Consider the following 18,296-nt stretch of genomic DNA (forward strand, 5'->3'; position numbering starts at 1 on the left):
GGGTCCGGCTCGTGCGATCGGCCGGTTCTCACGAGCCGAGGCTGTTCCTGCGAGCCGAGGTCGGTGCGAGTGGACCTCCGGCACGCGGAACGAGGCTCGGCACGCCGGATCGAGTCGATTCCACGAGCCGGAGGTGACTCCACGAGCCGGAGCCGACTCCGCGAGCCGGAGTAGATCGCAGAAGCCGAAGCTGACTCCGTGAGCCGCCGCGGAGCAGGAGACCCTCACGCGAACGGACCCGAACCGGGCCCTGTGCCTGGAGGGGAGCCCGATTTCCGTCCATTCGTACGCGGCTCCGACTGCGAACAGACCCGAACCGGGCGCTGCGCCCGGAGCGGAGCCCGATCCGCGTCCGGTCGCGCGCCGGGAAACAGGCCTCGCGTGGAGGCCAGGGCCCGATCCGCGTCCGGTCGCGGAGCCGCCGCCCCGGGAACCGGCCCGCCGCTAGGGTGAGCGCACCCGCCGCCGCCGCGATCCCCGCGCGACCGGGATACCGAGAGGCGGCCGCCGTGGTCCCCGACATCAACCCGTGGGCGGTCGGACTGGCCACCCTGTCGACGATGCTCGTCGGCTCGATCTGGTACACCCCGAAGGTCTTCGGCACGCTCTGGATGCGGCTGGCCGGCATCAGCCGGGAGCAGATGAGCAGCCGCAGCGCGGTCGTCCCGATCCTGGTCACGATCGTGGTCAGCCTGGTCACCGCGCTCGTCCTGGCCGGCTGCGTCGACATCGCGCACGCCTTCTACGGCGGCAGCTGGTTCGCGAATTCGGTGATCACCGGGCTGTTCCTCTTCGTCGGCTTCACCGCCGCGCGGATGATCACCCACGACGCCTTCGAGGGCCGGCCGGCCAAGCTGACGATCCTTAACAGCACGCACGAGCTCGTCACGATCCTCGTGATGGCCGTGATCATCGGCCTGCTGCCCGCCTGACGCCGGGTCGACCCCGGCGCCGGCAGGGTCAGCCCTCCGGCAGCTCGGCGAACGTGCGCTTGTCGCCGTTGTACCAGCCCATCGACTGGACGGGGTGGCGCCAGCGGTTCTTCATGTCGTTGCGCGCCTCCTCGTGGACGGCGTCGCCGGCCTTCACCGCCGGTCGCCGGTCCGGAGAGGACCGCGCGACGAGGGACGCCCCCAATGTCGCGGCCGACCGCCGCCGCGACAAGAGCGACGGCGGCCGGCCTCCGTGTCAGCGGTCGGCGCGCGCGTCCTCCGGAGCCTCCGACCGCACCTCGGCGGCCGGGGTCGCCAGGCTCTCGCGGTGCAGGCGCTCCGCCTCCTCGCCGCCGACGGCCTCGCCGCGGGCGACCATGCCGGACTGGTCCGACAGCGGGATCTGCTTGAGCAGCAACGCGAGGACGAGGGCGATCGCGATGAAGGGCAGCAGGTACCAGAACACCGGCGCCAGCGACTCGGCGTAGGCGCGGACGACGCCGTCGCGGACCTCGTCCGGCAGGGCGTTCAGCGCCTGCGGGTCGAGGGTCGCGGTGGCCGCTCCGACGTCGGCGACGCCCGCGTCGGTGAAGACGCCGGTGAGCTTCTCGGCGAGGGAGTTGGTGAAGATCGTGCCGAACACGGCCACGCCGAGCGAGGCGCCCACCTCGCGGAAGTAGTTGTTCGTGCTGGTCGCCGTGCCGATCATCTCGGGGGCGACGGCGTTCTGCACGACGAGGACGATGACCTGCATGATCAGGCCGAGCCCCGCGCCGAAGAAGAAGAGGTAGACGCAGATCAGCGGGATCGGCGTCTCGGCGGTCAGCGTGGTCATCGCCGCCATCGCGAGGCCGGTGAGCAGCGCGCCGACGATCGGGAAGGCCTTGTAGCGGCCGGTGCGCGAGATCGCGATGCCCGAGTAGATCGACGTGCCCATCAGGCCCGCCATCATCGGCAGCATCAGCAGGCCCGAGGCGGCGGCGGAGGTTCCGGACGCCATCTGCAGGAAGGTCGGCACGAAGGCGATGGCGGAGAACATGCCGAGGCCGAGCGTCAGGCCGATCGCCGTCGCGTTCACGAAGATCGGGTTGCGGAAGAGGCTGAGCGGGATGATCGGGTCCTCGGCGCGCGACTCCACCCAGATGAAGCCGGCGACCGCGGCGATCAGCCCGGCGCCGAACGCCCAGGTCTCGAGGGCGCCCCAGCCGTGCGCGGCGTCGCCGCCGAAGTCGGTGAAGAAGATCAGGCAGGTGGTGGCGATCGAGAGCAGCAGCACGCCCGGGATGTCGATCCGCTTGGTCGCGCGCTTGCTCGGCAGCGTCAGCGCGAACCAGGCGATGGCGAAGGCCGCGATGCCGACCGGGATGTTGATGTAGAACGCCCACTGCCAGGTGAGGTGGTCGACGAAGAGGCCGCCCAGCAGCGGGCCGGCGACGGCGGAGAGGCCGAAGACGGCGCCGAGCGGGCCCATGTACTTGCCGCGCTCGTTGGCGGGGACGATGTCGGCGATGATCGCCTGCGACAGGATCATCAGCCCGCCGCCGCCGAGGCCCTGCAGCGCGCGGAAGACGACGAACGACCAGAAGTCGCCGGCCAGCGCGCAGCCGACGGACGCGAGGGTGAACAGCGCGATGGCGATCAGGAAGAGCGTGCGGCGGCCGAGGACGTCGCCGAACTTGCCGTAGATCGGCATCACGATCGTGGTCGCGAGCAGGTAGGCGGTGGTGATCCAGGCCTGGTGCTCGACGCCGCCGAGCTGGCCGACGATGGTCGGCATCGCGGTCGAGACGATCGTCTGGTCGAGGCTGGAGAGGAGCATGCCGGCGATCAGCGCGGAGAAGATGATCCAGATCCGGCGCTGCGTGAGCAGGAGCGGTGAGGCGGTGGCGGGGGCGGTCATGGTGTCCTCGGGGTCGGGTGGGGCGAGAGGGAGCGGGGCCGGTCGGCGCGGCGGGAGCCGGGTCAGCCCAGGAGCAGGCGCGTCACGGCCGCGATGCGGTCCTGCGCGAGGCGCTCGAGCGGCACGGAGCCGTCGGAGTCGAGGTAGGCGCCGACGGCGCTGCGGATCACGGTGCCGGCGGTCTGCACGGCGAGCAGCACGGCCGGGTCGGCGGGGTCGAGCCGTTCCCGCCGCGCGACGAGGTCGGCGACGAGCAGGTCGCGCTGGGTGCCGACGTCGAGCAGGGCCTGCAGGAGCTTCGGCTCGCGGTCGGCGACGGCGACGAACTCACGGACGCTGTCGGCGTTCAGGCCGATCGCGGCGAAGTGCACCGCACCGAGGGCGACGAGGGCCTCGAGCAGCGAGACGCCCGGGCGGCGCGTCAGGAACTCCGCGACGCTGTCGTCGTCGAGGCCCTCCTCGGGCCGGCCGACGATCGCGTACTCCTTGCTCGGGAAGTAGTTGAAGAAGGTGCGGCGCGAGATGCCGACCTCCTCGCAGAGCTCCTCGACGGTGAAGCCCGAGAAGCCGTGGCGGATGGTCAGCTCGCGGGCGGTGCGGGCCAGCTCGCCGCGCCGCTCGGCCGCGCGCTGGTCGCGCCGGGTCGCGGTCGCATCTGCTTGCATACTGTGCATCATTGCACCATCGGGCTCAGGGTGCAATGCTACGGGTGTCGCGCAGCTGTGACCCCCGTCCGGGTGACTAACGGCCCTCAGCGGCGACCGGGGGCGCACCGTTCGATACCGTCATCGCGGAGGCGAGACACCGCCTCCGCACGCAGACTCGGGGGGACGATGTCGCAGCAGACCAGCCAGGACCCGGCGATCGGCGCCGACGCACCGCTCGGGGCGCCCGACGCCCGGGACCGCCGCGCCGCAGTGATCGAGGCGATGGGCCTGATGGGCTCCGGCCCCGAGGAGCGCTTCGACCGGATCACCCGGATGGCGCAGGAGCTCTTCCAGGTGCCGGTGGCGGAGATCCACATCCTCGACGAGACGACGCTCTTCACGAAGTCCCCGCAGCCCGAGGGGCCGGTGTCCTACCCGCGCGCGGGGACGTTCTGCGACGCGACGCTCGCCCAGCGGAGCACGCTCGTCGTCCCCGACCTGGGCGCCGACGGAGCCTGGGCGCAGCACGTGCACGTCTCCGGACCGCCGCACGTGCAGTTCTACGCCGGCCGGCCGCTCACGGTGGACGACGGCCTGCAGCTCGGGACGCTCTGCCTGCTCGACTTCGTCCCCCGCGCGCTCAGCCCGGAGGAGGAGCTGCTCTTCGAGGAGTTCGGCCAGTGGGTCGAGCGCGAGCTGCGCGACACCGCGGAGTGGGACCGCGCCGCCGACGTGCAGGCCCGCCTCTCCCCCACCGCGTTCCGCCACCCGGCCGGCTACGACCTGGCCGGCGCCTCGCTGCCCAAGTGGCAGATCTGCGGCGACTTCTACACCTGGACCGCGACCGAGGCGGTCGTCGACCTGACCCTCGTCGACGTGATGGGCAAGGGCACCGGCGCCGCGATCCTCGCCGCCGGCATCCGCGCGGCGTTCCGCGCCCGGGCCGGCGGCGCTCCGGACGCGGTGGTCGCCGCGGTCAGCGAGCAGCTGCAGCCGGACTTCTCCGCCACCGAGACCTTCGCGACGCTCTTCCACGGCCGGCTCGACACCGCGACCGGCCGGGTCGACTTCGTGGACGCGGGCCACGGGCTCACCGTCCTGCTCCGCGCCGACGGGACCTTCCACCGCCTCGCCGCGCTCGGCCTCCCCCTCGGCATCGCGGAGGACGGCGGCTGGGTCACCCAGACCGTCGATCTCGCCGTCGGCGACTCCCTGGTCTCCTTCACCGACGGGGTGCTCGACCTCTTCGACGGGACCCTGCAGTCGCTCGTCCTCGCGGCCGACCTCGTCCGCACCTCCGAGGGCGCCATCGGCTTCCTCACCGCCCTGACCGCGCTCGCCGGCTCCGGCCGCGCGCTCGACGACATCACCGCGCTCCTCGTGACGCGGACCCACGACACCCCGCGCCCCGCCGCGGACACCGACCAGGAGCAGGCATGACCTTCAGCACCGAGACGATCGCTCCCGGCGTCGCCGTGATCACGGCGGCGGGCCGGCTCAATCTCGCCGCGGCACGGGATCTGCGGACGGAGGTGCGCAGCGCTCTCGACGAGGGCAGCAGCCGCATCGTCGTCGAGCTGAGCGAGGTCACCTTCATGGACTCGTCCGGGCTCGGCGCGCTCGTCGCCTGCCTCAAGAGCGCTCGCCAGGCCGGGGGCGACCTCCGGATCGCCGCCCCGAGCGAGCAGGTCACCATGGTGCTCGAGCTCTCCAACCTCGACCGCGTGCTCGTCGGCTACGCCTCGGCCGGCGACGCGTACCGTGACTGAGCGCACCCTCGCCTTCCGGACGCCGCCCGACGACATCGAGCTCGTGCACGACCTGCTCGACTCGCTCTTCGGCGAGCGCGCGGATGTCGGCGCCCGGGACCGGATGGAGTTCGAGACGGCGCTCGTCGAGCTCGTCTCCAACGTGATCCAGCACGCCGTCTCGACCACCGCGGTCCTCTGCCGCCTCGTCGTCACCGTCGACGACGAGGCGCTCCGGGCCGAGCTGGTCGACACCGCCGACCCGCCCGGCGTCGACACCGGCCCGCGGGAGATGCCGGAAGCGTTCGCCGAGTCGGGTCGCGGGATCGCCCTCATCCAGGCGCTGGTGACCGACTTCGACTACGAGCGCACCGCGAGCCGCAACCTCTGGTCGATCCGCAAGGACCGCGCCCTGCAGGCCTGACGCGCGGGGTCGCTCGGCCTCAGCCGATCGTGTGCGCCGTGATGACCGCCGCGGCGCGCGCGAGGTCCTCGACGACCTCCTCCTCGCCCAGACGCGGGGACGCCCGCAGCACCTCGACGCTGACCGCGCCGTAGCGCTCGTCGACCGCCGCGAGCAGCGCGGTGCCGGAGTCGGTCAGCCGGAGCAGGACGCTGCGCCGGTCCTGCGGGTTCGAGACGCGGTCGAGGTGGCCGGCCTTGGCCAGGCGGTCGAGCAGCGCGGTCACCGCTCCGGTCGTCAGCGACAGCTCGAGCCCCAGCCACTTGGGCGTCAGCCCGGGCGACTCGGCGAGCGCCTCCAGCGCGCTCAGCTCCGAGATCCCGATCCCGGCGTCGAGGGCGACTGCAGTGCGCAGGTGGCGCTGCGCCGTCTCGAGCTGCCGCAGCGCCTGCCGGAGGGCCGCGCCGGCGGGCTGCTCGCCACCGTCGGCGGGGGGTGTGTTCTCGGGATCCATGCGGCCTTCTCGGGTGTCGGAGCGGAGGTGGGAGCGGGTGTCGGAGCGGCGACGTCGCCGTCGAAAGGGCTGTCCCCACAACAGGGGGTATTAGAACGATTGCAAAGTATCTTTGCCATCAAGTAACTTACTCGACAAGCCAGAAAACACCCCACAGCGAACTGCACGGCAGTTCACCTTCTACCCGATCAGGAGTCCTGTCATGTCGAACCACACCGCAAAGCGCAAGCGCGTCCGTTTCGCCCCCCTCGTCCTCGCCACCAGCGTCGCCGCCGCCGCGCTGCTGTCGGTCTCGATGTCCGGAACCCTCTCCGGCTTCGTCGCCAGCATCACCAACACCAACAACACCGCCGCCTCCGGCTCGCTCGTCATGGAGGAGAAGTCGACCGGCACCACGCCCGTCACCTGCCTCAGCACCGACGGCGGCTCGGTCAGCACCAACACCGCGACCTGCTCGACCATCAACAAGTTCGGCGGCTCGACCACCATGGTCCCCGGCCAGACCGTCAGCACGTCGATCACCATCAAGAACGCCGGCACCGTCTCGGCCAACACCTTCACGCTGACCCCGGGCGCCACCTGCGCCCAGTCGGTCAACACCGCCGCCGGCTCCTCGGGCACCGCGACCGACTTCTGCTCCAAGCTCAACGTCGTCATCACCTCCGGCAGCACCACCGTCTACAGCGGCACCGCCGCCGCGCTCGCCGGCACCGCCGCCAAGTCGCTCTCCGCCGCCCCCGTCACCGCCGGCACCAGCACCCCCTTCACCATCGCCGTCACGCTCGACTCCTCCGCCGGCAACACCTACCAGGGCCTGTCCGCCTCGCTCCCCCTCACCTGGACCTTCGCCAGCTGATCGAGCCGGCCCGGCTCACGCCGAGCGCGGCACGCGCCCGGTCCATGCCGAGCGAGACACGCGTCCGGCTCACGCCGACCGAGGTGCACGCCCGGTTCATGCTGATCGAGTAGCCCGCGCAGCGGGCGTATCGAGATCCCCCACCGAAGACCGCTTCCCCCGAAGCACCCGCCCCACCCAGAAACACCCCGAGAAACGCCCCCGCAACACCCGACACCCGCACCCCGGGGGCCGCCGCCCAGGCGGCCCCCACCCCGCCGAGGAGGTGGACCCGTGACCACGCTGCAGACCCGCCCCGCCCCCGCGCTCCCCGGATCCACCGCCGTCCCCACCGGCACCGCCTCCCCCCTCACCCCCACCACCACCACCGCCCCCGTCTCCACCCCCGAGCCCCGCTCCCCCCGCTCCCGCCTGCGCACCGTCGCGACCTGGACCGTCACCGCCCTCGTCGCCGCCCTGGTCGTCGCCGCCTTCCTCTTCCACGCCTCCGGCGGACGCTGGTTCATCGTCCAGACGCCGTCGATGGGCACCGCCGCTCCCGTCGGCACCCTGGTCCTCACCGCCCCGACGCCCCTCGAGGACATCCGGGTCGGCGACGTCGTCAGCTTCCACCCCACCACCACCCCCGACGAGACCTACACGCACCGCGTGGTCGACCTCGCCGACGACGGCACCCTGGTCACCCGCGGCGACATCAACGGCGCGACCGACCCGTGGGCGACCGGCGCCGAGCAGCTGATCGGCGAGGTCGTCGTCGCGCTCCCCGGTGCCGGCTGGCTCGCGAAGGGCCTGCCGATGCTCCTCGCCGGCACCGTCCTCGTCCTGCTGCTCACCCGCCTGCTCTCCTCCCCCACCCACCGCGCCGCGATGCGGGTGCTGGGGATCTCGCTCGTCGCCTCCTTCACGGTCTTCGTGCTCCGCCCGTTCGTCGGCATCGTCGTCCTCGAGGCGACCGTGGAGGACGGGCAGACGGACGCCTCGCTCGTCTCGGTCGGCATGCTGCCGATCCGCGTCACGGCCGTCGGCGGCACCCATGCCGACCTCGTCTCCGGCCAGGTCGGCAGCATCCAGGTCCCGGCCAACGGCGAGGACTTCTACAACGTGTCCTCGGCGCTGCACCTGCCGCTCTGGGGCTGGATCCTCTTCGGGGCCCTCTGCGCCACCCCCGTGCTCTGGACGATGCTGGTCGGACTCCCCGCCGAGGCCGAGCCGCGCGGCGAGCACGGCCGCCGGGCCCGCGCCGCCGAGACCGAGACCGCACCCGCCGAGACCGCCGAGACCGAGTCGGCCGCCCGATGAGCCGCCACCGCCGCACCCGCTCCGGCCTCCTGGCCCACCTCCGCTCCGCAGCACCGCGCACCCCGCGCACCACCCTCGCGGCCCTGCTCGTCGCCGCCCTCTCGGCCGTGCTGTTCCTCGCCCCCGCCACCTCGGGCGCCTACGTCGCCTCGATCCGCAACTCGAACAACACCGTCGGCAGCGCCGCCGCGTTCTTCACCTGCGACTCGGCGCTCGCCGCCGACAAGGGCGACGCGCTCTTCTCCTACACGCTCGCGCAGGCCACCGGAGCGACGACCGCCGTCGACACCGACTCCGGCGCCTACCCCGGCACCTACCGTCCGGCGATGACCAGCTCCGCGACCACCCCGAAGGCCTGCCCGCGCGACGCCGGCGGCTCCTGGCTGCTGAACGGCACGAACGGCTTCCTCAGCACGCCGCTGCTGCTGAACAACCCGACCACCTTCAGCACGGAGATCTGGTTCAAGACCACCGTCGCGGGCGGCAAGCTCTTCAGCTTCAACACCAGCCAGACGTCCGCGGGCAGCCAGTACGACCGGCACACCTACGTCGGCGCGGACGGCCGTCTCGTCTTCGGCATCTACAACAACGGCGTCCAGTCGATCACCAGCCCGAACCCCGTGAACGACGGAGCCTGGCACCACGTCGTCTCGACGATCTCGCCGACCGCCGGGATGAGCCTCTGGCTCGACGGCGTGAAGGTCGCCGGCAACACCGCCTTCCGCACCCCCGAGAACAGCAACGGCTACTGGAAGATCGGCTACGACACCCTCGGCGGCTCCTGGACGAACGTCGGCCCCGCCTCCTTCTCCGGCAGCCTGCGCTACGCCGCCGTCTACTCGACCGTGCTCACCGCGACCCAGATCCAGAACCACTACAACGCCGGTCGCTGAGCCGCCGCTCCTCCCCGACCCGCACCGCCCTGCCCTGCCCTGCACCCGCACCGCTCCGCCCTGCTCCGCCTCGCCCGCTCCCCTCCGCACCCGAACGGACCCCGCCATGACCAGCACCCCCGCGCCCGGACTCTCCCGCCGCTCGCTCACCACCACCGCCCTCTGGACCGTCCCCGTCGTCGCGATCGCCACTGGCGCACCCCTCGCCGCCGCGTCGACCGCGCCCTGCACGAGCGTCACGCAGTTCGCCGCGACGAACGCGAGCGGCAACCCCGCCGTCCTCGGCGCGACCTCCGCCTCCGGCCGCACCTCGACGATCCGCATCACCTCGACCCTCGCCGCGGGCACGACCGACCTCTCCGGCGGCACGCGCTACAACATGAGCCAGAACGGCTCGGGCTGGGCCGGCAACGCCCCCGGCGGCGTCCCCTCCGAGTACTCCTTCGCCGGCTTCGGCCCGGCGGGCGCGCTCGTGCTCAATCAGCGCCGCGAGGGCGACCTCGCCGTCCTGCCCACCCCGGGATCCGACGCGCAGACCCTGACCTTCGAGTTCCGCGACGCCGACGGCGCACTCTTCGATCCGGTCGACTTCCAGCTGACGGTCTTCGACATCACCTCGAACACCGACGCGAACTCGTGGGTTCCGACCTACTGGGACGCCGTCGGCTTCAGCACCGAGCCGACCTCGATCGCGACCTCGGGCTCCCTCCCCGGCGCCGGCGCCGGCACCCTCGCCGACCCCTTCCGCCGCGCGACCGGGAACGAGTACACGACGGCGGGCGTCACCCGGTCCGACACCTTCCACTTCGGCGTCTTCCCCTCGGGCAGCACCCTGACCTACACCCAGCACGACGGCCGTCAGGGCTGGCACTTCGTCTCGCTCACCGACCTCCGGTTCGGCGCCGACGACTGCTGAAGTCGTCCCGGACGCGTCGCCTGCGACGCTCCACTTCCGAGGCCCACGCGAGAGCGTGGGCTTTCGGCGTCTCCCCGCCGCGCTGCCAGGATGAGGGCATGCGCGCTCTCGTCCTCGACTCCGTCCGCGGCGAGCCGGAGGTCCGCGACGTCCCGACGCCGGTCGCCCCGGCCGACGGCGTCGTCGTGCGGGTGCTGGCCACCGGGCTGTGCCGGAGCGACTGGCACGCCTGGGCCGGGCACGACGACCTCGCCTTCCCGCACGTTCCGGGGCACGAGCTCGCCGGCGTGATCGCCGAGGTCGGGCCCGAGGTCCGGAACTGGGCGGTCGGCGACCGGGTGACCGTGCCGTTCGTCTGCGGCTGCGGCCGCTGCGAGTGGTGCCTGCAGGGCGACGCCCAGGTCTGCCCGGACCAGGAGCAGCCCGGCTTCACGCACTGGGGCTCGTTCGCCGAGTCCGTCGCGCTGCACGCGGCCGACACCAATCTCGTCGCGATCCCGGAGGGCGTCGACTTCGCCACCGCCGCGAGCCTCGGCTGCCGCTTCGCCACCGCCTACCGCGCGCTGGTCGGGCGGGCCCGGGTGCAGCCCGGCGAGTGGGTGACCGTGATCGGAGCGGGCGGCGTCGGCCTCAGCGCCGTGATGGTCGCGCACGCGCTCGGCGCCCGCGTCATCGCCGTGGACCGGAACGCGGCGGCCCTCGAGGTCGCGGCGAGCGTCGGAGCCGAGCACGTCCTCCTCGCCGACGGCCGCGATCTGCCGACTGCCGTGCGCGCGCTCACCGGCGGCGGGAGTCACGTCGCGGTCGACGCCGTCGGCAGCGAGCAGACCTGCGCCGACGCGCTGCTCAGCCTGCGCCGCCGCGGCCGGCACGTGCAGGTCGGCCTGCTGCCGCCGGTCGAGGGTCTGCCGCGGGTGCCGATGGCGCGCGTCATCGCCTGGGAGCTCGACGTCCTCGGCAGCCACGGGATGGCGGCGCGGGACTACCCGGGGATGCTCCGGCTGATCGAGCAGGGCGTCCTCGCCCCGCAGCGCCTGATCGAGCGCACGATCGGACTCGAGGAGGCGGCCGAGCTGCTCCCCGTCTTCGACCGCGCGAGCCCGGCGGGCATGACGATCATCGACCCCACTGGTCGTCGGTAACCGCTTTCCGATACGCTGGCCGGATCATGCAGCGCAGACGAGACGACCGCAGCCGCCCGCTCTCCGGAGTCCGACCGTGATCCCGCGGATCGGGCTCGTCGGCATCGGCGGCTACGGCGCCTCGCACCTCGGCGCCGTCCTCGCGGCGCACCTCGACGGCCGCGTCCGGCTCGTCGGCGTCGCCGACCCCCGGCCGCCGGTCGAGGGGCTGCTCCCCGACGGCGTCGCGCACCACCCCGACGCGACCGGCCTCTTCGCCGCCGGCGGCACCGACGTCGTCATCATCAGCACCCCGATCCACACCCACGCCGCGATCGCCCTCGCGGCGATGGACCACGGCAACGACGTCCTGCTGGAGAAGCCGCCGGCCGCCTCGCTCGCCGAGTTCACCGCCATCACGGAGCGCGCCGCGGCGACCGGCTCGCTCGTGCAGGTCGGCTTCCAGAGCCTCGGCTCCTCCGCGATCCCGGCGATCCGCGCGGCCGTGGCCGACGGCGAGATCGGCGACGTCCTGCGCTACGGCGCCTCCGGAGTCTGGGTCCGCGACGACCGCTACTGGTCGCGCTCCCCCTGGGCCGGCCGCCGCACGCTCGACGGCGCGGTCGTCGCCGACGGCGTCCTGACCAACCCCTTCTCGCACGCGACCGCCACCGCCCTCGCGATCGCCGGCGCCGACCGGCTCGAGGACGTCGTCGACGTGCGGCTGGACCTGCGGCGCGCGAACGACATCGAGGCCGACGACACCTCGGTCGCCGTCCTGACCCTGGCCGACGGCCTCCGGGTCACGACCGCGGTCACCCTCTGCGCCGAGCGGCCGGAGGAGCCCTCCGTCGAGATCGTCGGCACCCGCGGGACGCTCCGCTTCTACTACACGCTCGACGTCGTGCAGCTCGTGCGCGAGGACCTGCCGCCGCGCACGCTGCAGTTCGACCGGATCACGCCGTTCGAGGGACTGCTCGCCGCCCGCGAACTGGGCACGCCGCTGCACGCCGGGATCGAGCGCACCGGCGGCTTCCTCCGCCTGCTCGAGGCGGTGATGGCCGCTCCGGCGCCGCGCGCGCTGCCCGCGGACGCCTGGCGCGAGGTGCAGGACGTCGAGGGGCGCCACCGCGTGGTCGACGGAGTCGAGCACGCCCTGCAGGAGGCGCTGCGCCGCGAGACGACGTTCGACGCGCTGGATCTCTCCTGGAGCTGAGCCCGCTACTCCTCTGGAAAGAAGGAGCCCGGTCCGCCGCTCACCCTCCAGCGACGGCGGACCGGGAGTTCAGGGGTGCGCCTCTCAGAGGTGCGGCGACACCGTCTCGGCGAAGGCCGTGACGACGCGCTCGGCCACGTCGGGGTACGCCGTGTCCCAGACCTCCTGGTGGAAGATCTCGACCTCGACGTCGCCGGCGTAGCCCGCCTCGACGACCGCGCGGGTGAGCGATGCGAAGTCGATGACGCCCTCGCCCGGGTAGCGGCGGGCGAGCAGCACGTCGGCCGGCAGCGGGGTCGCCCAGTCGCAGACCTGGTAGCTCGCGATCCGGCCCTCCGCTCCGGCGCGGACGATCTGCGCGAGGACCTGCGGGTCCCACCAGACGTGGAAGGTGTCGACGACGACGCCGACCGCGGCCGCGTCGAAGGGCGCGGCGAGGTCGAGGGCCTGGCCGAGCGTCGAGACGACGGCGCGGTCCGAGGCGTACATCGGGTGCAGCGGCTCGATCGCGAGCTGCACGCCCGCCGCCGCGGCGTCGTCGGCCAGCTCGGCCAAAGCCTCCTGCACGCGGGCCCGGGCGCCGATCACATCGCGCGAGCCGGCCGGCAGCCCGCCGGCGACGAGCACGAGTGCGGGGGCGCCGAGCGCCGCCGTCTCCTCGATCGCGCGGCGGTTCTCGTCGATCGCCGCCCGCCGCTCCGCACCCTCGGGCGCGGTGAAGAAGCCGCCGCGGCAGAGGGAGGAGACGCGCAGGCCGGAGTCGGCGACGAGGCGCACGGCCTCCGCCAGCCCGACCTCGGCGACCGGCTCGCGCCAGAGGCCGATCGCGGACATGCCCGCGGCGACCGTGGTGTCGAGCGCCTCGGCGAGCGAGGCGTGCTTGATCGTGGCCTGGTTGAGCGAGAGTCGCGGGTCGGCGCTCACGCGGTGACCGCCTCGACCAGGTGCAGACCCTCGACGGCGCGGGTCACGTCGACGCCGTTCAGCGCGAGCAGCCCGGTCCAGCGGTCGGCCGCAAGCTCCGGCCGCTCCAGCGCGCCGGACGCGTTCGCGAGCCGGACGATCTCGGACAGGTGCGGCAGTGAGCGCGCGGAGTGCAGCCCGCCCACCATCGAGAAGGCCGGCTGGTGGCCGTTCAGCCAGGAGAGGAACGCGACGCCGGTCTTGTAGTACTGCGTCGGCGCGGCGAAGACCTGGCGCGAGAGCGCCTCGGTCGGGCCGAGCACGCGGCGGTACTCGGCGGTGTCGCCCGCGTCCAGCGCCTGGATCGCGGCGGAGGCGCTCGGCGCCAGCGCGGCGAAGGCGCCGAGCAGCGCGTCCGACCAGCGCGGCGTGCCGTCGGCGTCGGGGGCGCCCTCGATCAGGCCGACGTAGTTGAAGTCGTCGCCGGTGAAGAGCGTCGCGCCCTCGGGCAGCCGCGAGCGCAGCGCGATCTCGGCGTCCGCGTCCAGGAGCGACATCTTGATGCCGCGCACCGAGTCGAGGTTGTCCTCGATGATCCGCTGCACGACCGGGAAGGCGTCGACCGGGTCGGCCGCGCCGAAGTAGCCCTCGAGCACGCCGTCGAAGGCGGTGCCGAGCCAGTGCAGGACGACCGGCTTCGTGGCACGGGCGAGCACGGCGGCGTAGACGCGCTCGTAGTCGGCGGCGGTCTCCGCGGCGCGGGCGAGGTGACGGCTGGCCATCAGCACGACCTCCGCCCCCGCGTCCTCGGCGAAGGCGAGCTGCTCGACGTAGGCGTCGATGACGGTGTCCAGCGGGACCACGTCGTCGGTGAGCTGGTCCGTGTTGATCCCGACCACGAGCGCCCCGCCGACCGAGGCGGCCTCGGCGGCGCTGCGGCGGATCAGCTCCTGCGTCGCGCTCCAGTCCAGGCCCATGTTGCGCTGCGCGGTGTCCATCGCGTCGGCGACGCCCAGGCCCCAGGACCAGACGTGGTGGCGGAAGCCGAGCGTCGCGTCCCAGTCGATCTGGGCCGGGTGGCCGGGCCGGTTCTCGCCGTGCACGAGCGGCACGACGTGCGCGGCGGCGTAGGCGGTGCGCGAGCGCAGCGGAGCGGTGGGCCGCGTGTGCGCGGGAGCGGGCAGCAGCTCGATCGAGCGGGTCGCGCCGTCGGCGCCGAGGAGGGTCAGCCCGCTCACTGGACGGCGCCCGCCTGCACGAGCACTTCGGCGTCGGCGGCGGCGTCGAGCGCGGCGACGTCGATCCGGCGCCCCTCGCGGGAGGACTCCAGGCCCAGCTCGGCCAGGCGAACCCCGCGGGCGCCGGCGAAGAAGTCGTACTCGTGCGGGGCGTCCTCGACCACGTGGCGGATGAACTGCTCCCACTGGGTCTTGAAGCCGTTCTCGAACACGTCGTTGACGGGCAGCTCCTGCCAGTCCTCGGCGTAGTCGTGCGTCTCGGGCAGGTCGGGGTTCCAGGTGGGCTTGGGGGTCGCGACCCGCGGCTGGATCTTGGCGCCGAAGAGACCGACCACGGCCGAGCCGAGCGTGCCGTCGACCTGGAACTCGACGAGCTCCTTGCGGTCGACCCGCACGGCCCAGGAGGAGTTGAGCTGCGCGGTGATGCCGCCGGCGAGATCGAAGATCGCGTAGGCCGCGTCGTCGGCCGTCGCGGTGTAGGGCGCGCCGTTCTCGTCGACCCGGGTCTCGATGTGGGTGGTCGCCTTGGCGTAGACGCCCTCGATCGGTCCGAAGAGGTTCTCGAGCACGTAGTTCCAGTGCGGGAACATGTCGACGATGATGCCGCCGCCGTCCTCGCTGCGGTAGTTCCAGCTCGGACGCTGGGCGGCCTGCCAGTCGCCCTCGAAGACCCAGTAGCCGAACTCGCCGCGGACGCTGAGGATGCGGCCGAAGAAGCCGGAGTCGATCAGGCGCTTGAGCTTCTGGAGGCCCGGCAGGTAGAGCTTGTCGTGCACGACGCCGTTCTTGATGCCGGCCTCCTTGGCCAGCTCGGCGATCTCGAGCGCCTCGGCGTAGGACTCCGCGGTGGGCTTCTCGGTGTAGATGTGCTTGCCGGCGGCGATCGCCTTCTTGATCGCGGGGACGCGCGCCTTCGTCACGAGGAAGTCGGCGTAGACCTGCCACTTCGGGTCGGCGAGCGCGGCGTCGAGGTCGGTGGTCCAGTTCGTCAGGCCGTGCTTGCCGGCGAGCTCGGCGAGCTTCGCCTCGGAGCGGCCGACCAGCAGCGGCTCGACCTGCACGCGGGTGCCGTCGGAGAGCAGCACGCCGCCCTGCTCGCGGATCGCCAGGATCGAGCGGACGAGGTGCTGGCGGTAGCCCATCCGGCCGGACGCGCCGTTCAGGATGATCCCGAGGGTGGGGGTGGTCGACTCTGACACGGTGCGCCTTTCGAGGAGTGGGAAGCGTTTTCCTGATGCTAGCCGCGGACCGGTCCTGCGGGCAAGCGCTTTCCCGTCCAGCGGAGCAACGGTGGCGACCGGGTCTCGATACGCGCTGCGCGCTACTCGACCAGCAAGGGACGGCCCACGTCGACGCGTTCCCCGCGCACTTCATGCTGATCGAGTAGCCCGCGCAGCGGGCGTATCGAGATCCACCACCGTCAGAACCTCGGCGGAGTCGCGCCTGGACACGCCGGGTCTCGATACGCGCTGCGCGCTACTCGACCAGCATGGGACGGCCGCGCCGCTCCTACCGCGATGCGGCTCGCGCGCACTTCATGCTGATCGAGTAGCCCGCGCAGCGGGCGTATCGAGATCCACCCCCGTCAGAACAGGCGTCTGCAGACCTGCCCTTCGGGGGACGGCGGGTCTCGATCCGCCCCTGCAGGGCTACTCGACCAGCATGACGCGCGCTACGCGGGCGGCGCGGAGCGCGGCGGGGTGCTCGCGCGCAGGACGACGCGGGTGGGCAGCTCGACGGAGGCGCCGTCGGCCTCGTCGCCGAGGGCCGCGGCGACGGCGCGCTCGCCGAGCGCGGCCAGCGGCACGGCGACCGTGGTCAGCCCCGGGTGCACGTCCTCCGCGATGGGCGCGTCGTCGAAGCCCGCGACGCCCATGCCGGCGCCGGGCTCGACTCCCGCCGCGCGCATCGCGGAGGCGACGCCGACCGCCATCAGGTCTGTCACCGCGAAGACGAGATCGATGTCGGCGGAGCGCCCGGCCAGCAGCGCGGCCGCCGCGTCGAACGCACCGTCCCGGGTGAGCGGCGCCTCGACGATCAGATCCGGATCGACGCTCACCCCCGCCGCGGACAGCCCCTCGAGGAACCCCGCGACCCGGTCGGACGACGTCAGTACCGCCTCCGGACCGCGCACGATCGCGCAGCGCCGGTAGCCGGCCTCGGCGAGCGCCGCCGCGAGCGCACGTGCTCCGGCGCGGTTGTCCACCTGCACCGAGGGGAACGGCAGCCCGCCCTGGCTGATCATCGCGACCCGCCCGCCGGACGCCTCGTAGGCCTGCAGCTCGGCGATCAGGGCCTCGCGGTGCCGGTCGGCGGCGAAGCGGCTGCCGGCCAGGACGATCGCCCGCGGCCGGCCGCCCCGCAGCGAGCGCACCAGGCCGAGCTCCTTGTCCGGGTCGCGGTCCGTGACGGCGATCCGCACGTCCAGCCGCGACGCGTCGGCCGCGGCGATCACTCCGGAGGCGATGCCCGAGAAGTAGGGGTCGGTGATGTCGCTGACGAGCAGCGCGATCGTCGAGGTGGTCCCGCGCGCGACGGCCTGCGCCGCCGGGTTCGCGGAGTAGCCCAGCTCGGCCGCGGCCGCCTCGACCCGCTCGCGGTACTCGCCCTGCACCTTGCGAGCGCTGCCGTTGAGCACGCGCGAGGCGGTGGCCAGGGACACCCCCGCCGCCCGGGCGACGTCGTGCAGCGTCGCGGCGGCGGTCGTTCGTCGTGCTGCCACGGTGCTCCTCGGGGTCCGGCGGCGGCTTCCCGCGCGCTCGCCAGTGTACGGAGGAGCCGGGATCGGGCGGGAGCGGGTGTCCTCGACGAGCGGTCGCGCTCAGCTCGCGTCGAGCGGCGACACCCCGGTCAGCTCGACGGCGCGGTCCCAGAGCCGGCGCGCCGTGTCCCGGTCGCGGGCGGCGCGGTTCGGGTTCACCTGGCGCGGCGCCCCGCGGACCTCGCCGAGGCCGCCCGGTCCGTAGTAGGCGCCGGAGCGGGCGTCGGGCGAGGTCGCCGCGAGCAGCGTCGGCAGCGCGCCGTCCTCGCCGCTCTGCCCGAGCGTCCGCATCATCGCGCCCATGACCGCGCCCTGACCGGCGCCGGCGTGCGTGTGCAGCTCGGTGACCGACATGCCGGGGTGCGCGGCCATCGAGCCGACGCTCGACCCGGCCCGGCGCAGGCGCCGGTGCAGCTCGAACGCGAAGACCAGGTCGGCCAGCTTGGACTGCCCGTAGGCCGGCCACGGGCTGTAGCGGCGGCGCTCCCAGTTGAGGTCGTCGAAGTCGAGGGTGCCGAAGCGGTGGGCGAGGCTCGAGAGCGACACCACGCGGTCGGCGATCCGCGGCAGCAGCAGGCCGGTCAGCGCGAACGGCCCGAGGAAGTTCGTGCCGAACTGCAGCTCGAAGCCGTCCGCGGTGCGCCCCTCCGGGACCGCCATGATGCCGGCGTTGTTGACCAGCACGTCGATCGGCCCGGTCGCCTCCGCGAACTCGCGCACCGAGGCGAGGTCGGCGAGGTCGAGCCGCCGGACCACGACGTCGCCGCCCATCCGCTCGGCGGCCCGCTCGCCCTTCTCGACGGTGCGGCAGGCGAGCACCACGCGGGCGCCGTGCTCGGCGAGCGCCCGCGCGGTCGCCTCGCCCAGTCCGCTGTTCGCGCCGGTGACGACGAACGTCCTGCCGGTCTGGTCGGGGATGTCTGCGGCGCTCCAGGAGGTCATCCGCCCA

Annotated in this window: 19 protein-coding genes; 10 read left to right on the forward strand and 9 right to left on the reverse strand. The window is 73.2% G+C overall.

The features are described 5' to 3' along the window. The first annotated feature begins 509 nt into the window (after positions 1-509). On the forward strand, positions 510-932 hold the full coding sequence (locus tag EDF17_RS08770) for a DUF1761 domain-containing protein (RefSeq protein WP_123446746.1): 423 nt from the start codon (positions 510-512) through the stop codon (positions 930-932). Between the two features lie 28 nt (positions 933-960). Here the strand turns inward: EDF17_RS08770 and EDF17_RS20465 are convergent, their stop codons facing one another. The 3 genes from EDF17_RS20465 to EDF17_RS08780 form a co-directional block, all read right to left on the reverse strand. Continuing rightward, a complete protein-coding gene (locus EDF17_RS20465; protein ID WP_260321594.1) occupies positions 961-1,089 on the reverse strand; it encodes a hypothetical protein in 129 nt (42 codons plus the stop codon). Positions 1,090-1,188: 99 nt separating this feature from the next. Continuing rightward, on the reverse strand, positions 1,189-2,832 hold the full coding sequence (locus tag EDF17_RS08775) for an MDR family MFS transporter (RefSeq protein WP_123446747.1): 1,644 nt from the start codon (positions 2,830-2,832) through the stop codon (positions 1,189-1,191). Positions 2,833-2,894: 62 nt separating this feature from the next. Beyond that, positions 2,895-3,497 (reverse strand): TetR family transcriptional regulator, encoded by a 603-nt coding sequence (locus tag EDF17_RS08780; RefSeq protein ID WP_185019978.1) that lies wholly within the window; start codon positions 3,495-3,497, stop codon positions 2,895-2,897. Between the two features lie 168 nt (positions 3,498-3,665). On the opposite strand from EDF17_RS08780, the gene EDF17_RS08785 reads away from it, so the two are divergent. The 3 genes from EDF17_RS08785 to EDF17_RS08795 are packed head-to-tail and all read left to right on the forward strand — an operon-like array spanning position 3,666 to position 5,651. Then, positions 3,666-4,919 (forward strand): GAF domain-containing SpoIIE family protein phosphatase, encoded by a 1,254-nt coding sequence (locus EDF17_RS08785; protein ID WP_123446749.1) that lies wholly within the window; start codon positions 3,666-3,668, stop codon positions 4,917-4,919. Then, positions 4,916-5,248, forward strand: a complete 333-nt coding sequence (locus tag EDF17_RS08790) for an STAS domain-containing protein (protein ID WP_123446750.1) — start codon at positions 4,916-4,918, stop codon at positions 5,246-5,248. The genes EDF17_RS08785 and EDF17_RS08790 overlap by 4 nt, the downstream gene beginning before the upstream one ends. Next, positions 5,241-5,651, forward strand: a complete 411-nt coding sequence (locus tag EDF17_RS08795) for an ATP-binding protein (protein WP_123446751.1) — start codon at positions 5,241-5,243, stop codon at positions 5,649-5,651. The genes EDF17_RS08790 and EDF17_RS08795 overlap by 8 nt, the downstream gene beginning before the upstream one ends. 19 nt (positions 5,652-5,670) lie before the next feature. Here the strand turns inward: EDF17_RS08795 and EDF17_RS08800 are convergent, their stop codons facing one another. Next, on the reverse strand, positions 5,671-6,144 hold the full coding sequence (locus EDF17_RS08800) for a MarR family transcriptional regulator (protein WP_123446752.1): 474 nt from the start codon (positions 6,142-6,144) through the stop codon (positions 5,671-5,673). 202 nt (positions 6,145-6,346) lie between these two features. On the opposite strand from EDF17_RS08800, the gene EDF17_RS08805 reads away from it, so the two are divergent. From EDF17_RS08805 to EDF17_RS08835, 6 genes are all read left to right on the forward strand, one after another. Continuing rightward, the gene (locus EDF17_RS08805; RefSeq protein WP_123446753.1) at positions 6,347-7,000 is read left to right on the forward strand and encodes a hypothetical protein; all 654 of its coding nucleotides are present in this window, start codon (positions 6,347-6,349) and stop codon (positions 6,998-7,000) included. Between the two features lie 273 nt (positions 7,001-7,273). Then, a complete protein-coding gene (locus EDF17_RS20260; RefSeq protein WP_166649632.1) occupies positions 7,274-8,299 on the forward strand; it encodes a S26 family signal peptidase in 1,026 nt (341 codons plus the stop codon). Beyond that, positions 8,296-9,192, forward strand: coding sequence for a LamG domain-containing protein (locus tag EDF17_RS08820; RefSeq protein ID WP_123446756.1), 897 nt, complete (start codon positions 8,296-8,298; stop codon positions 9,190-9,192). Before EDF17_RS20260 ends, EDF17_RS08820 begins: the two co-directional genes overlap by 4 nt. 106 nt (positions 9,193-9,298) lie before the next feature. Beyond that, positions 9,299-10,108 (forward strand): hypothetical protein, encoded by an 810-nt coding sequence (locus tag EDF17_RS08825; protein WP_123446757.1) that lies wholly within the window; start codon positions 9,299-9,301, stop codon positions 10,106-10,108. 98 nt (positions 10,109-10,206) lie between these two features. Beyond that, positions 10,207-11,250: a zinc-dependent alcohol dehydrogenase family protein gene (locus EDF17_RS08830; RefSeq protein WP_123446758.1), complete on the forward strand. Its 1,044-nt coding sequence runs from the start codon at positions 10,207-10,209 to the stop codon at positions 11,248-11,250. Positions 11,251-11,326: 76 nt separating this feature from the next. Then, positions 11,327-12,445 carry a Gfo/Idh/MocA family oxidoreductase gene (locus EDF17_RS08835; RefSeq protein ID WP_123446759.1) on the forward strand — a complete coding sequence of 373 codons (1,119 nt, stop codon included), beginning with the start codon at positions 11,327-11,329 and terminating at the stop codon, positions 12,443-12,445. A gap of 84 nt (positions 12,446-12,529) precedes the next feature. On the opposite strand, the gene EDF17_RS08840 is transcribed toward EDF17_RS08835, so the two are convergent. From EDF17_RS08840 to EDF17_RS08860, 5 genes are all read right to left on the reverse strand, one after another. Next, entirely contained in the window at positions 12,530-13,369 is an 840-nt protein-coding gene (locus EDF17_RS08840; RefSeq protein WP_123446760.1) for a sugar phosphate isomerase/epimerase family protein, read from the reverse strand. Continuing rightward, positions 13,366-14,586, reverse strand: coding sequence for a DUF993 family protein (locus tag EDF17_RS08845; protein ID WP_123446761.1), 1,221 nt, complete (start codon positions 14,584-14,586; stop codon positions 13,366-13,368). Before EDF17_RS08845 ends, EDF17_RS08840 begins: the two co-directional genes overlap by 4 nt. Beyond that, the gene (locus EDF17_RS08850; protein WP_123447046.1) at positions 14,583-15,728 is read right to left on the reverse strand and encodes a Gfo/Idh/MocA family oxidoreductase; all 1,146 of its coding nucleotides are present in this window, start codon (positions 15,726-15,728) and stop codon (positions 14,583-14,585) included. The genes EDF17_RS08845 and EDF17_RS08850 overlap by 4 nt, the downstream gene beginning before the upstream one ends. Before the next feature lie 530 nt (positions 15,729-16,258). Beyond that, positions 16,259-17,308, reverse strand: coding sequence for a LacI family DNA-binding transcriptional regulator (locus EDF17_RS08855; protein WP_123446762.1), 1,050 nt, complete (start codon positions 17,306-17,308; stop codon positions 16,259-16,261). Positions 17,309-17,407: 99 nt separating this feature from the next. Continuing rightward, positions 17,408-18,289: an oxidoreductase gene (locus EDF17_RS08860; protein WP_123446763.1), complete on the reverse strand. Its 882-nt coding sequence runs from the start codon at positions 18,287-18,289 to the stop codon at positions 17,408-17,410. Positions 18,290-18,296: the final 7 nt, after the last annotated feature.

This window comes from Rathayibacter sp. PhB1 (assembly GCF_004362935.1).
Classification (GTDB): domain Bacteria; phylum Actinomycetota; class Actinomycetes; order Actinomycetales; family Microbacteriaceae; genus Rathayibacter; species Rathayibacter festucae.